The sequence below is a fragment of the Variovorax sp. GW821-FHT10C12 genome (genome assembly GCF_059415405.1).
In genome coordinates this window covers 1449970-1462703 of the sequence record NZ_JBWKNE010000001.1, presented here as the reverse complement: position 1 = coordinate 1462703, position 12734 = coordinate 1449970, and the positions used below count along the sequence as shown (strand labels likewise).

Genomic DNA, 12734 nt, shown 5'->3' with positions numbered 1-12734 from the left:
GCGGCGGGTGCGGTTACAAATGGCGTTCAGTCTAGCGTTACAGATACATATTCCGCATGAGGCTTTCCATAGCTCCCTCTCTCCTCGAGATCCAGAACCTGCGCTTCGCGTACCCCGACCAGCCCGCGTTGGCCGACCGCTGGTCCGCCGCCATCGGCGAGGGCGTCACGCTGCTGTACGGCGACACCGGCAGCGGCAAGTCGACCTTGCTGCGCGTGCTGGCGGGGCAGCAGCCCGCATCGGCCGGGCAGCTGCGCGCGGCCGGCGTGGCGCTCGACGCCGAACCCGCGGCCTACCGGCGGCAGGTCTTCTTCTGCGAGCCGGCATCGGAAGCCTTCGACGCGCTCAGCGTGCAGGCCTGCACGGCCTTGCTGGGCGAGGGCGATGCGGGTTTCGACAAGGCCGAGTGGCAGCGGCTCGTCGATGCGTTCTCGCTCACGCCGCATCTGGAAAAGCAGATGTTCATGCTGTCGACCGGCTCGCGCCGCAAGGTCGGGCTGGCTGCCGCGCTCGCGTCGGGGCGGCCCGTGGTGCTGCTGGACGACCCGGTGGGTGCGCTCGATGCGCGTTCGATCCACGGCCTGTGGCAGGCGATCGGGCGGCGCGTTGCGCAGCCAGGGCGGGCGGTGGTCGTGGCGAGCAGCGAGCGCATCACGGAAGTGCCGCTGGCCGCCTGCATCGAGCTGCCGCTGGCCTGATCAGCTGCGCGCTCAACGGGGCGGCGTGGCCATCACGTGGTTGTCGTGCGGCTTTCCGCCGAGCATGAACTGCGTGAGCCCCATCGCCGTCAGCCCCTGCTTCTCGTAGAACGCGACCGCGCGCGGGTTCTTCGCGTACACCGCGAGCCACAGGCCGTCGCTGCCCGTGCGTGCGTGGGCGGCGCTGCGGGCTTCGCGCAGCAGCATCGACCCGACGCCGCTGCGCGCGAACGGTGACTGCACATAGAGTGTGCGCAGTTCGGTGTCGCAGCCCGGCACCAGCGGCTGCGCGGCGCCGAACTGCAGCAGCGCATAGCCCACGAGCTGGTCGCCGACCTGCGCCACGCGCAACGCGACATGGGGCGATTCCGACCACGCGGCGAACGCGGCCGGCGTGAAGGTCGAGAGCACGTAGCGCCCGAGCACGTCGTTCACGCCGTCGGTGGCGTAGGTGTCGAGCCAGACCTGGATCGCGAGCGCGGCAAGGGTGTGCGCGTCGGCTGCGGTGGCGGGGCGGAGGGTGACAGGCGGACGGTTCATGGTGCGGCGCATTCTGCTGCAAGCGCCTCACGCCGCCTGCAGCGCCGACCGGAACCGGCTCGGCGGTGCACCGGCCGACTTGCGCATCAGCCGCCGCAGCGCCGTGGCGTCTTCGTAGCCGACCTGCGCCGCGACCTGCTCGATGGTCATGCGGCTGCTTTCGATGAGCAGGCGCGCGCGGTTCAGCCGCACGCTCTGCACCAACGCCAGCGCCCCCAGGCCGGTGGCGGCGCGCACGCGCCGGGCCAGCGTGCGCTGCGACATCGCGAACTCTTCGGCCAGCGCGGCCACGCTGGGCGGCGTGGGCAGCGCGGCCTCGATGCGCCGCGTGAGGCGCGCGACCAGCTCGTTGCCGTTGGACAGCATCGAGGGCACGACGAACGGGGCCTGCGCCTGGCGGCCGTCGATCAGCAGCACCTTGCTCACGGCCTCGGCCAGCGCGGGGCCGAAGCGCGTGCGCAGCAGGTGCAGCATGAGGTCCGACTGCGCAAAGGCCGCGCCCGCCGTGCTCACCGGCCCGTCGGCGCAGACCATGCGGTCGGCGTCGACATGGCAGGCCGGTTCGAGCCGGCGCAGCTCGGGCGCCAGCCACCACGAGGTGGTGACGCGGCGCTGCGCCAGCAGGCCGGCTGCCTGCAGCAGGAACACCGCCGAGCACGAGGCCGCGACCGCACCGCCGCGCGCGGCATGGCGCCGCACCGCATCGATGGCGGCGCGGGCGTGGTCGTCGGTCAGGCGCAGTGCGAGGTCGGCCGGCTTGTCGACGCCGAGGCCGGGCACGATCCAGGTCGAGCCGTCGGCGCGCGCGCGGCGGGGCATGGCGAGGGTGTCGATCTGCAGGCCGTTGCTCAGCGGCACGCTGCCGCCATCGGGCGATACCACGCGCCAGGTGGGGCGGGGCATCTGGTGGCGCGGCGCGAGCGTGGAGGCGGCCGCCAGCACGTCGAGCGTGACGGCGGTGCTGGTGGCGAAGCTGCCCGGAAGAACGAGAACGGTGAAGTCGTGCATGGCAGAAAACGCCCGATAGGCGTCTGAATGGACACTGGCAGTCTAGTGCATGCTCGGGTGCAATGGGCATCGTCGCAACACCGAAAGTGCCTTCGTGTCCCACATCCTTGCCCTTGTGCCTCACGGCGCTCACCTGCACGCCCGGGAGGCCTTGCCATGACCGACCCGCTCGACGACTTCACCCGCCGCGAGATCGCGCTCGACGGCGCCACCAAGGCGGTCTACGTCGCCGGCACCGGCCCGGCCGTGATCGTGATGACCGAGATGCCCGGCATCAGCCCGCACGTGGCGCGTTTCGCCCGCTGGGTGCGCGACGCCGGCTTCACGGTCTACATGCCGTCGATGTTCGGCCGCGACGGTGCGGTGCCGGATGCGGAAGAGGGCAAGGCCGTGTTCCAGCGCGCCTGCGTGAGCGCCGAGTTCCGCGCCTTCGCGGGCAATGCCTCGAGCCCGGTGACGCAGTGGTTGCGCGCGCTCGCGCGGCTGGCGCACGCGGAATGCGGCGGGCCGGGCGTGGGCGCGATCGGCATGTGCTTCACCGGCAACTTCGCGCTCACCATGATGCTGGAGCCTGCCGTGCTGGCGCCGGTGCTGTCGCAGCCGTCGCTGCCGCTGGACAACCCCGGCGGCATCGAGATCTCGCCGGAAGAGATCGCCCAGGTGCGCCAGCGCCTGGAGCGCGACGACCTGACCGTGATGGCCTACCGCTTCGAGGGCGACCGCTTCTGCCGGGCCCAGCGTTTCGCGGCCTATGCCGACGCGCTGGGCGATCGCTTCGTGGCCCGCGTGCTGCCCGACAGCGCGGCCAACACGCGCGACCTGCCGTCGTTCTTCTCGCAGGTGGTCGCAAGCCCGCACAGCGTGGTGACGGCGCACCTGATCGACGAGGCCGGCCAGCCGACCCTTGCGGCGCGCGACGAGATCCTTTCGTTCTTCGCGCGCCGCCTTGGGGTGCAGGATCAGGCCCGTACCGAGGCGCCGTCGGCCGGCAACTGACCGGTCTTCTGTGCGCGGCGGTCGAGCGCGCGGCTCCACAGCGCGATCGCCAGGCCCACGAGCGTGAGCAGCGCGGCCACCCAGCCCAGCGCGCGCAGCCCCGGGCCGTGGTCGATGGTCACGCCGCCGACCCAGGCACCGAGCGCGTTGCCGAGGTTGAAGGCCGCGATGTTCAGGCTCGAGGCGAGGTTCTGGCCCGCGCCCGAAGCCTTCTCGAGCACGCGCAGCTGCATCGGCGCCACGGTGGCGAACGAGGCCACGCCGAGCAGGCCGACGAAGACCACGGCGGTGAACGGCGTGCCGATGGTGAACTGCATCGCACCGAGCACCACGGCCAGCGCCACCAGCGTGCCGAGCACGGCGGCCATCGGCGCGCGGTCGGCCAGCTTGCCGCCCAGGATGTTGCCGACGGCCAGGCCGCCGCCGAACACCAACAGGACCGGCGACACGGCCGATTCCGACAGGCCGGTGACCTGCGTCAGCAGCGGCTGGATGTAGGTGTAGACCACGAACACGCCGGCAAAGCCGAGCACCGTCATCGCCAGGCCCAGCAGCACCTGCGGGCGGACGAGCACGGCGATCTCTTCGCGCAGCGGTGCCGGCTTGGCCTCGCCCTTCATGCGGGGCACGAAGGCTGCGAGCACCACGAAGGCCAGCACGCCGATCAGGGTCACCGCCCAGAAGGTCGAGCGCCAGCCCAGCTGCAGGCCCAGCCATGCGCCGGCCGGCACGCCCAGCAGCGTGGCGGCGGTGAGGCCGGTGAACATGATCGCGATGGCCGAGGCGCGGCGCTCGGGCGCCACGAGGCCGGTGGCGACCACCGAGCCGACGCCGAAGAAGGTGCCGTGCGCCAGCGAGGTGATGACGCGCGCGGCCATCAGCATCTCGTAGTTGGGCGCGAGCGCACAGGCGAGATTGCCGAGCGTGAAGATCGCCATCAGCGCGAGCAGCACGGTCTTGCGCGGCAGCTTGCGGGTGGCGATGGTGAGCACGGGCGCGCCGACCGCGACGCCGAGCGCGTAGCCCGAGATCAGCAGGCCGGCGGCCGTGATGGAAACGTGAAGGTCCGTCGACACCTGCAGGAGCAGGCCCATGATGACGAATTCGGTGGTGCCTATTCCGAAGGCACCGGCGGTGAGGGCAAGAAGAGCGATGGGCATGATGCCTGTACTGTGCGGACGATCGGCCTCGATGACTAGAATGCCGCCAGTACATGCACTTGTGAATTCAAGTCACAGCAAAGGAAGCCCATGCCGCGCATCGACGTCAACCGCTCCGGCGAAATGGAGGCCTTCGTGCAGGTGGTGGAGGCGGGCGGTTTCTCGGCGGCGGCGCGGCTGCTGGACATGACGCCCTCGGCCGTCAGCAAGCTGGTGGCGCGGCTCGAGCTGCGCCTGGGCATCCAGTTGGTGCACCGTTCCACGCGCAAGCTGCAGCTCACGCCCGAAGGGCTGCATTTCTACGAGCGCAGCACGCGCGTGCTGGCCGACATGGACGAGGCCGAGCGGTGCGCCGCGGCCGGTGCTGCGCCGCGCGGGCGGGTGAGCATCAACGCCAGCGTGTCCTTCGGGCACCACAAGCTGGTGCCGCTGGTGCCGCGCCTGCTCGAGATGCATCCGCAGATCACGCTCGACATTGCGCTGACCGATCGCATCGTCGACCTGATGGACGAGCGCGCCGACATTGCGATCCGCTGGGGGCAGTTGCCGTCGTCCGACCTGGTGGCGCGGCGCTTAGGCGAAACCAGCCAGGCCATCGTGGCCGCGCCGGACTACCTGGCGACGTACGGCACGCCGCGCACGCCGCAGGAGCTGGAGGCGCACAACCGGCTGGGCTGGAGCTACCGGCGCAACACGCCCGACTGGCCGTTGCGCGTCGATGGCCGCATGGTGATGTTGCCGGTGGCGGGGCCGGTGCGCGCGGGCGACGGCGAAACGCTGCGGCAGCTGGCGATCGCGGGGGCGGGCGTGGCGCGCTTGTCGCTGTATCACATCCAGCACGACATCGATGCCGGCCGGCTGGTGCCGCTGCTCGAGGAGTTCAACCCGGGCGAGATCGAGCCGATCCACGCGGTGTACATCGGCAAGGCCGGCACGCTGCCCGCGCGGGTGCGGGCGGTGCTCGACTTCCTGGTGGCGTGTTCGGGCGTGGGCGGCGGGCGTTACACGCTCAAGCGCACGGCGCCGATGCCGGGGAATTCGGCCGTCACCTGATCGCCGCGGCGGCAGGGCAGCACGCCGACCCACGAGCCGGTGGTGACGACGGTGCCGGCGGGCACGGTCTGGCCGTGGCGCGTGAGGTGGCGCAGCCAGATCGGCAGCAGCCACGCCGGATCGGCCAGCGGATGCGTGCCTTCGCGCACCACCGTTTCTGCGTCGCTGATCTTCGTTTCGCAGCGCTGCGAGGCCCAGTCGACGGCGGCGTACGGTTGCCAGTCGCCGAGCACGAGTGCGCCGTGGACTTGCGAATCGGCCAGGCGCAGCAGGGCGGGCGTGGCAGCGAGGTCTTGCCAGCGGGCATCGACGATTTCGACGGAGACGGCCATGGCGTCGATGAGGGCTGCCGAGTTGTCGTGGTCGAGTGCGGCGGCTTGGGCGGGTGTGACGTCCTGGCCGAGTCTCAATGCAATTTCTGCCTCGATGCCGGGGGTGTGGAATGTGAGGTCGCTGAAGTTGGCGGGGCTTTGGCGCACGCCGAGCGGGGGCAGCGGGGCGTGTGTGAGCGTGGCGCTGCGGGAGCCGCCACCGGACTTCCAGGTCTTCGGGACACCGTCGAACCAGCCGAGGGCTGCTGCTACGGCGTCTTGCACTTCATACGCTTGAGTTGCGTCTGGCAGGGCGTCGGTCCAGGGGGTGGCGTCGAGCGTGCGGTTGGCCTGGCGTGCGGCGATGAGGGCTTCGGTGAGGGCTTTTTGGTCCGGGGTCATTTTTGGATCTTCTCAGTTTCTCTTGGGGTTCGGTTCGTTCGGGGGCGCGGGCACAGGACACCGGGTACTCCCCTCCGCGAATGTCCCCCGCCTTCGGCTCCTCCTTGATTTCGCTGCGGGGAGCACCCAGTGCCCTGCGCACGAGGGCACGCTCTGCGTTTGCGGCCGATCAACCGGTGCTCTGAAAACGATCACGCTGATGGGGTGCCTTGCGCAGCGAAATCAAGGAGGAGCCCGAAGGGCGGGGGACATTCGCGGAGCAAGGTGCCCCGTCGGCGTGAGCGTCGCCCTGAACAACGACCGTCAAGTCTCAACCTGCACCTTGCCGTCCTTGACGACCTTCGCCCACTTGGCGATCTCGGTGCTGATGAACTGCTTGAACTTGTCCTGCGAACCACCGCCGTCTTCTGCGCCGTAGGTGTCGAGCCGTTCCTGCACATCGGGCATCGCGAGCACGGTGTTGACGTCGCGGTTCACTTTCTGCGCGATGGCCGGGGGCAGCTTGCCGGGGCCGGCCAGGCCGTACCAGGTGGTGGCCTCGAAGCCGGCAAAGCCTTGCTCCTGCATCGTCGGCACGTTCGGATGGCCCTTGGCGCGCTTGGTGCGCGTCTGGGCCACGGCGAGCACCCGGCCGTTCTTCACGTGCGGGGTGGCGGCGGTCATGGTCTCGAAGCTGTACTGGATCTGCCCGCCCATCAGATCGGCCAGCAGCGGGCCGCTGCCCTTGTACGGCACATGCAGCGCATCGACGCCGCCCTGCAGCTTGAACATCTCCAGCGCCAGGTGCTGGGCCGAGCCCGCGCCGGCGGAGCCGAAGCTCACGGTGCCGGGCGCGGCCTTGCAGGCGGCGACGATGTCTTTCACGCTGAGGGCCTTCTGGCCCGGGTTGGCGATGAGCAGGTTGGGCGTGACGCCCACGAGCACGATCGGCACGAAGTCGCGCTCCACGTTGTAGCGCAGCTTGGGCTGCAGGCTGGGCGCGAGCGCGTGGCTGTTGATATGGGCCATGAGCAGGGTGCTGCCGTCGCTGGGCTGCTGCGCCACGTAGTCGGCCGCGAGCACGCCGGCGACGCCGGCCTTGTTCTCGACGATGACCTGCTGGCCCCACATGATCGTGAGTTTCTGCGCGACCACGCGCGCGAGCGCGTCGGTGCCGCCGCCGGGTGGAAAGCCCACCACGATGCGCACGGGGCCGGTGGGCCACTCCTGCGCGAACAGCCGGGGCACGCCCAGCGTGGCGGCCGCGCCGGCGGCGGCCTGGATCAGGGAACGTCTTTGCATCTTCTTTGTCTCCGTCGGTTGGGGAATCCGATGCGTGCCGGGAGCCGCTTGCGCGGGCCCGGCAGGGTGGTGGTGGGCCGCCGCATCGTTCGAGCGATGCGCTGCGGCCGGTAGGAGGTTCGGAGCGTGGCGCTCAGGCGGCTTTTTTCAGGGCGACCGGTGCGGCCTGGTGGCTCGCGAAATAGTCCATCGCCGCCTGCACGCCGCTGCCCGCCAGCTTGATGCCGCTGAGCTTCATGCCCATCTCGACACCCGCGACCATGGCCACGAGCGTGAGGTCGTTGCTGTCGCCCAGGTGGCCCATGCGGAACATGCGGCCCTTGAGCTTGCCCAGGCCAGTGCCCAATGACAGGTCGAAACGCTGGTGGATCAGGCGGCGCACGGCGTCGGCATCGACACCCTCGGGCGTGATCACGCCGGTGAGCACGGGCGAGTACACGGACGGGTCGGCGCACTGGATCGGCAGGCCCCAGGTGTTGACCGCCGCGCGCACGCCGGCGGCCCAGCGCTGGTGGCGCGCGAACACGTTGTCCAGGCCTTCGCCGAGGATCATGTCGAGCGACTCCGAGAGGCCGTACAGCAGGTTGGTGTTCGGCGTGTAGGGCCAGTAGCCATCCTTGTTCATCTCGACGATCTCGTCCCAGGCCCAGAAGGCCTTGGGCAGCTTGGCGTGCTTGGCCGTTTCGAGGGCGCGCGGCGACAGCGCGTTGAAGCTGATGCCGGGCGGCAGCATCAGGCCCTTCTGCGAGCCGCTCACGCACACGTCGACACCCCATTCGTCATGACGGTAGTCGGCGCTGGCCAGGCCCGAGATGCTGTCGACCATGAGCAGCGCGGGGTGGCCCGCCGCGTCGATGGCCTTGCGCACCGAGGCGATGTCGGAGGTGACGCCGGTGGAGGTCTCGTTGTGCACCACGCACACGGCCTTGATCTTCTTCTCCGTGTCCTTGCGCAGGCGCGCCTCGATGAGCTCGGCCTGCACGCCGCGGCGCCAGCTGGGCGCATTCGGCAGGTGGGCGTCGGTGCCGGTGTAGGCCAGGAACTCGGTCGACAGGCCCAGGCGCGTGGCCATCTTCTGCCACAGCGAGGCGAAGTGGCCGGTCTCGTACATGAGCACGTGGTCGCCGGGGCTGAGGGTGTTGGCGAGCGCGGCTTCCCATGCACCAGTGCCCGACGCGGGGTAGATGGCGACCGGGTGCTTCGTCTTGAAGATCTCCTTGATGCCGCCGAGCACCTTCAGGCCCAGCGTGCCGAACTCGGGCCCGCGGTGGTCGATGGTGGGCAGGCTCATGGCCCGCAGGATGCGGTCGGGGACCGGGCTGGGGCCGGGAATCTGGAGGAAGTGACGGCCGGTGGGGTGGATGTCGAGTTGCAGCATGGGCTCTCCTTGTGCGCTCAGTTTTGCATTCAAAATGCATTTATGTATGCTGGTTTATACCTACAAACCTGGGTTGTTTCGGCTATTTTTTGCATTCAAAATGCAAACAAGGGAACCCCACATGACTGCTGAAATCATCGAAATCTCCAGGCTGGCCTTGCATGACCAGGTGGCGGCGCGCCTGCGCACCATGCTGGTGGAGGGGCGCATCGCGCCCGGCGCCAAGCTCAACGAACGCGAGCTGTGCCTGCAGCTGAACGTGTCGCGCACGCCGCTGCGCGAGGCCATCAAGTTGCTGGCGGCCGAGGGGCTGGTCGACCTGCTGCCCAACCGCGGCGCGGTGGCGGTGAAGCTCACCGAGGCCGACGTGCTCAACACCTTCGAGGTGCTGGCGATGCTCGAGGGCATGTCGGGCGAGCTGGCGGCCAAGCGCATCACCGACGAGGAGTTGGCCGAGGTGCGCGCGCTGCACTACGAAATGATGGCCTGCTTCGCGCGGCGCGACCTGTCGGGCTACTACCGCCTGAACGCGCGCATCCACACGGCCATCAACGACGCGGCGGCGAACCCGGTGCTGTCGAACACCTATCGCTCGATCAACGCCCGCGTGCAGTCGCTGCGCTTTCGCACCAACCAGGACGAGACCAAGTGGAAGCACGCGGTCGAGGAGCACGAGCAGATGGTGCAGGCGCTGGCCGCGCGCGACGCGCAGGCCATGCGCAAGGTGCTCACGGCGCACGTGCTGCGCAAGCGCGACACCGTGCTGGAGCTGCTGCGCGCCGGGCAGATCTATCCACAAGCCAAGAGCACAACCAACAAAGCGAGCTGACACCCCACCATGCGCATCGACCCCGCCAGCCACATGCAGCCAGCCGGAACCGTCCTTCCGCCCAACGACACCTGCGAACTGCTGGCGCGCCGGCTGCGCACCGACACGCAGGGCGAGGTGCTGTTCGACGACGGCTCGCGTGGGCGCTACGCCACCGACGCGTCGATCTACCAGATCACGCCGGTCGGCGCCTTCGTGCCCACGAACGAGCGCGACATCGCCACCGCCATCGACATCGCGCGCGACCTGAAGGTGCCGGTGCTGGCGCGCGGCGGCGGCACCAGCCAGTGCGGCCAGACCACGGGCGCGGCGCTGGTCATCGACAACAGCAAGCACTTTCGCAAGGTGCTCGAGGTGAACGTGGAAGAGGGCACCGCCACGGTTGAGCCGGGCCTGGTGCTCGACCACCTGAACGCGCAGCTCAAGCCGCACGGGCTCTGGTACCCGGTCGACGTATCGACCAGCGCGCAGGCCACGCTGGGCGGCATGGCGGGCAACAACTCCTGCGGTTCGCGCTCCATCGCCTACGGCAACATGGTGCACAACGTGCTGGGCGCGAGCGCGTGGCTGTCGAGTGGCGAGCTGGTCGAGTTCGGGCCGCTGGGCATGCTGGGCGCACGCGCGGCGGGCATTGCGCAATTCGTGCACGGGCTGGCGCAAGCGCACCGCGATGCCATGGCGCAGCACTGGCCCAAGGTGATGCGTCGCGTGGCGGGCTACAACCTCGACATCTTCGACAACCAGAGCGAGAAGCCGTACACGGCCGACGGCAGCGTGAACCTGGCGCACCTGCTGATTGGCGCCGAAGGCACGCTGGCCTACACGCGCAGCCTGAAGCTCAAGCTGGCGCCGCTGCCGCGCGCCAAGGTGCTGGGCATCGTGAACTTCCCGACCTTCCATGCGGCCATGGACGCGGCGCAGCACATCGTGAAGCTCGGGCCGACCGCGGTGGAGCTGGTCGACCGCACGATGATCGAGCTGAGCCTGGCCAACCCCGCATTCAAGCCGACCGTGGAAACGGCGCTGATCGGCAAGCCCGCCGCCGTCCTGCTGGTCGAGTTCTCGGGCGCCGACAAGGCCGCGTTGCTGCCGCAACTGAAGCGGCTGATCGAGCTGATGGGCGACCTCGGCCTGCCCGGCAGCGTGGTCGAGATGCCCGACGACGGCCGGCAGAAGAACCTGTGGGAAGTGCGCAAGGCCGGCCTCAACATCATGATGAGCCTCAAGGGCGACGGCAAACCCGTGAGCTTCATCGAGGACTGCGCCGTGCCGCTCGAACACCTGGCCGAATACACCGACGCGCTGACCGAGGTGTTCGCCAAGTACGGCAGCCGCGGCACCTGGTACGCGCATGCCTCGGTCGGCACGCTGCACGTGCGGCCCATTCTCGACATGCGCGCCGACGGCGCGGCCAAGATGCGCGCCATCGCCGAAGAGGCCAGCGCGCTGGTGCGCAAGTACAAGGGCGCCTTCAGCGGCGAGCACGGCGACGGGCTGTGCCGCGGCGAATGGATCGAATGGCAGTTCGGGTCGGCGATCAACGAGGCCTTTCGCGCGATCAAGCAGCAGCTCGATCCGATCGGCCTGTTCAACCCCGGCAAGATCATCGACCCGCCGCGCATGGACGACGGCGCGCTGTTCCGCTTTGCGCCGCCGACGGCGCCCAGGCCGTACCGCCGCATCGAATTGAAGCCCGTGCTCGACTGGTCGGGCTGGAACGTCAATGCCGACCCCGTGACCGAGGTGACCACCGCACCGGGCACGGGCGGCGACAGCACCGGCGGCCTCGCCAAGGCCGTGGAGATGTGCAACAACAACGGCCACTGCCGCAAGTTCGACGCCGGCACCATGTGCCCCAGCTACCGCGTGACGCGCGACGAGCAGCACCTGACACGCGGCCGTGCCAACACGCTGCGGCTGGCGCTGTCGGGCCAGCTCGGCGCCGACGCCTTCACCAGCGAGGCCATGCACGAGACCATGGACCTGTGCGTCGGCTGCAAGGGCTGCAAGCGCGATTGCCCGACGGGCGTCGACATGGCGAAGATGAAGGTCGAGTTTCTCGACCACTACAAGAAGCGCCACGGCCACACGCTGAAAGACAAGCTGGTCGCCTACATGCCCGATTACGCGCACCGCGCCAGCCGCATGCCGTGGCTGCTGAACCTGCGCAACCGCGTGCCGGGCGCGGCATGGCTGGGCGAGAAGATGCTGGGCTTTTCGGCCAAGCGCTCACTGCCCGAATGGCGCACCGACACCTTCTGGCGTGCGAAGGACGCGGTGGCGGCCGGCCTGTTTTCCGATCAGGCCTCGGTGCTGGCTGCGGCAGCGCGCGGCGAGAAGGTCGCCGTGCTGTTCGTCGACACCTTCAACGGCACCTTCGAAAGCGAGAACGTCTTCGCGGCGGCGCGCGTGCTGCACGCCGCGGGTTATGCGCTGCACACGGTGGAGAAGGGCGGCGGGCACCACTGCTGCGGCCGGACCTTCCTGGCCAGCGGCATGGTGGACGAAGCCAAGATTCGCGCCGGGGCGCTGATCGACGCGCTGCTGCCGCTGGCGCAGGCCGGCGTTCCCATCGTCGGGCTCGAGCCCTCGTGCCTGCTTACGCTGCGCGACGAAACGCTGGTGATGGGCTTCGGCGACAAGGCGCAGGCCGTCGCGAAGCAGGCGCTGCTGTTCGAAGAGTTCATCGCCCGCGAACGCAAGGCCGGCCGCTTCGAACTCGCGCTGAAGCCGGCCACCGCGCCGATCCTGCTGCACGGCCACTGCCACCAGAAGGCCTTCGGCGCGGTGAGCCCGATCATGGAGGTGCTGAAGCTGATTCCGGGCGCCGAGCCCGAGCTCATCGAGAGCTCATGCTGCGGCATGGCCGGCAGCTTCGGCTACGAGGCCAGCCACTTCGAGGTGTCGATGCAGATGGCCGAAGCGAGCCTGCTGCCGACCATCCGTGCCAAGCCCGATGCGATCGTGGTGGCGGACGGCACGAGCTGCAGGCACCAGATCGGCGACGGCGCGCAGCGCGAGGCGGTGCATGTGGCGGTGCTGCTGGCGCGGCACATGATGCTCTGAGGCGGCTGCGGT

11 protein-coding genes are annotated in these 12734 nt (G+C 69.5%); 5 read left to right on the top strand and 6 right to left on the bottom strand.

Annotation, left to right across the window (positions count from 1 at the left end; translation table 11 throughout):
- Positions 1-56 precede the first annotated feature (56 nt).
- Positions 57-698 carry an ABC transporter ATP-binding protein gene (locus AC07OH_RS06925; RefSeq protein WP_495300084.1) on the top strand — a complete coding sequence of 214 codons (642 nt, stop codon included), beginning with the start codon at positions 57-59 and terminating at the stop codon, positions 696-698.
- Positions 699-710: 12 nt separating this feature from the next.
- On the opposite strand, the gene AC07OH_RS06920 is transcribed toward AC07OH_RS06925, so the two are convergent.
- Both AC07OH_RS06920 and AC07OH_RS06915 read right to left on the bottom strand, forming a co-directional pair.
- A complete protein-coding gene (locus AC07OH_RS06920) occupies positions 711-1238 on the bottom strand; it encodes a GNAT family N-acetyltransferase (protein WP_495300083.1) in 528 nt (175 codons plus the stop codon).
- Between the two features lie 27 nt (positions 1239-1265).
- On the bottom strand, positions 1266-2246 hold the full coding sequence (locus AC07OH_RS06915; protein ID WP_495300082.1) for a GlxA family transcriptional regulator: 981 nt from the start codon (positions 2244-2246) through the stop codon (positions 1266-1268).
- Positions 2247-2402: 156 nt separating this feature from the next.
- On the opposite strand from AC07OH_RS06915, the gene AC07OH_RS06910 reads away from it, so the two are divergent.
- Positions 2403-3242: a dienelactone hydrolase family protein gene (locus AC07OH_RS06910; RefSeq protein WP_495300081.1), complete on the top strand. Its 840-nt coding sequence runs from the start codon at positions 2403-2405 to the stop codon at positions 3240-3242.
- On the opposite strand, the gene AC07OH_RS06905 is transcribed toward AC07OH_RS06910, so the two are convergent.
- Positions 3206-4402 (bottom strand): MFS transporter, encoded by a 1197-nt coding sequence (locus tag AC07OH_RS06905; protein ID WP_495300080.1) that lies wholly within the window; start codon positions 4400-4402, stop codon positions 3206-3208. The two genes, AC07OH_RS06910 and AC07OH_RS06905, sit on opposite strands and share 37 nt — an antisense overlap.
- 90 nt (positions 4403-4492) lie before the next feature.
- On the opposite strand from AC07OH_RS06905, the gene AC07OH_RS06900 reads away from it, so the two are divergent.
- On the top strand, positions 4493-5455 hold the full coding sequence (locus AC07OH_RS06900; protein WP_307590229.1) for a LysR family transcriptional regulator: 963 nt from the start codon (positions 4493-4495) through the stop codon (positions 5453-5455).
- Here the strand turns inward: AC07OH_RS06900 and AC07OH_RS06895 are convergent.
- The 3 genes from AC07OH_RS06895 to AC07OH_RS06885 all read right to left on the bottom strand — a co-directional run bounded on the left by AC07OH_RS06895 (position 5404) and on the right by AC07OH_RS06885 (position 8827).
- Positions 5404-6168, bottom strand: a complete 765-nt coding sequence (locus AC07OH_RS06895) for a fumarylacetoacetate hydrolase family protein (RefSeq protein WP_495300079.1) — start codon at positions 6166-6168, stop codon at positions 5404-5406. The two genes, AC07OH_RS06900 and AC07OH_RS06895, sit on opposite strands and share 52 nt — an antisense overlap.
- Positions 6169-6471: 303 nt before the next feature.
- Positions 6472-7449 (bottom strand): Bug family tripartite tricarboxylate transporter substrate binding protein, encoded by a 978-nt coding sequence (locus tag AC07OH_RS06890; protein WP_159276971.1) that lies wholly within the window; start codon positions 7447-7449, stop codon positions 6472-6474.
- Positions 7450-7582: 133 nt separating this feature from the next.
- Positions 7583-8827 (bottom strand): pyridoxal-phosphate-dependent aminotransferase family protein, encoded by a 1245-nt coding sequence (locus AC07OH_RS06885; protein WP_495300078.1) that lies wholly within the window; start codon positions 8825-8827, stop codon positions 7583-7585.
- A 121-nt stretch (positions 8828-8948) separates the two neighbouring features.
- Here AC07OH_RS06885 and AC07OH_RS06880 point away from each other — a divergent pair, with 121 nt between their 5' ends.
- On the top strand, positions 8949-9656 hold the full coding sequence (locus AC07OH_RS06880; RefSeq protein ID WP_495300077.1) for a GntR family transcriptional regulator: 708 nt from the start codon (positions 8949-8951) through the stop codon (positions 9654-9656).
- A 9-nt stretch (positions 9657-9665) separates the two neighbouring features.
- Positions 9666-12722 carry an FAD-binding and (Fe-S)-binding domain-containing protein gene (locus AC07OH_RS06875; protein ID WP_495300076.1) on the top strand — a complete coding sequence of 1019 codons (3057 nt, stop codon included), beginning with the start codon at positions 9666-9668 and terminating at the stop codon, positions 12720-12722.
- The last annotated feature ends 12 nt before the right edge of the window (positions 12723-12734 follow it).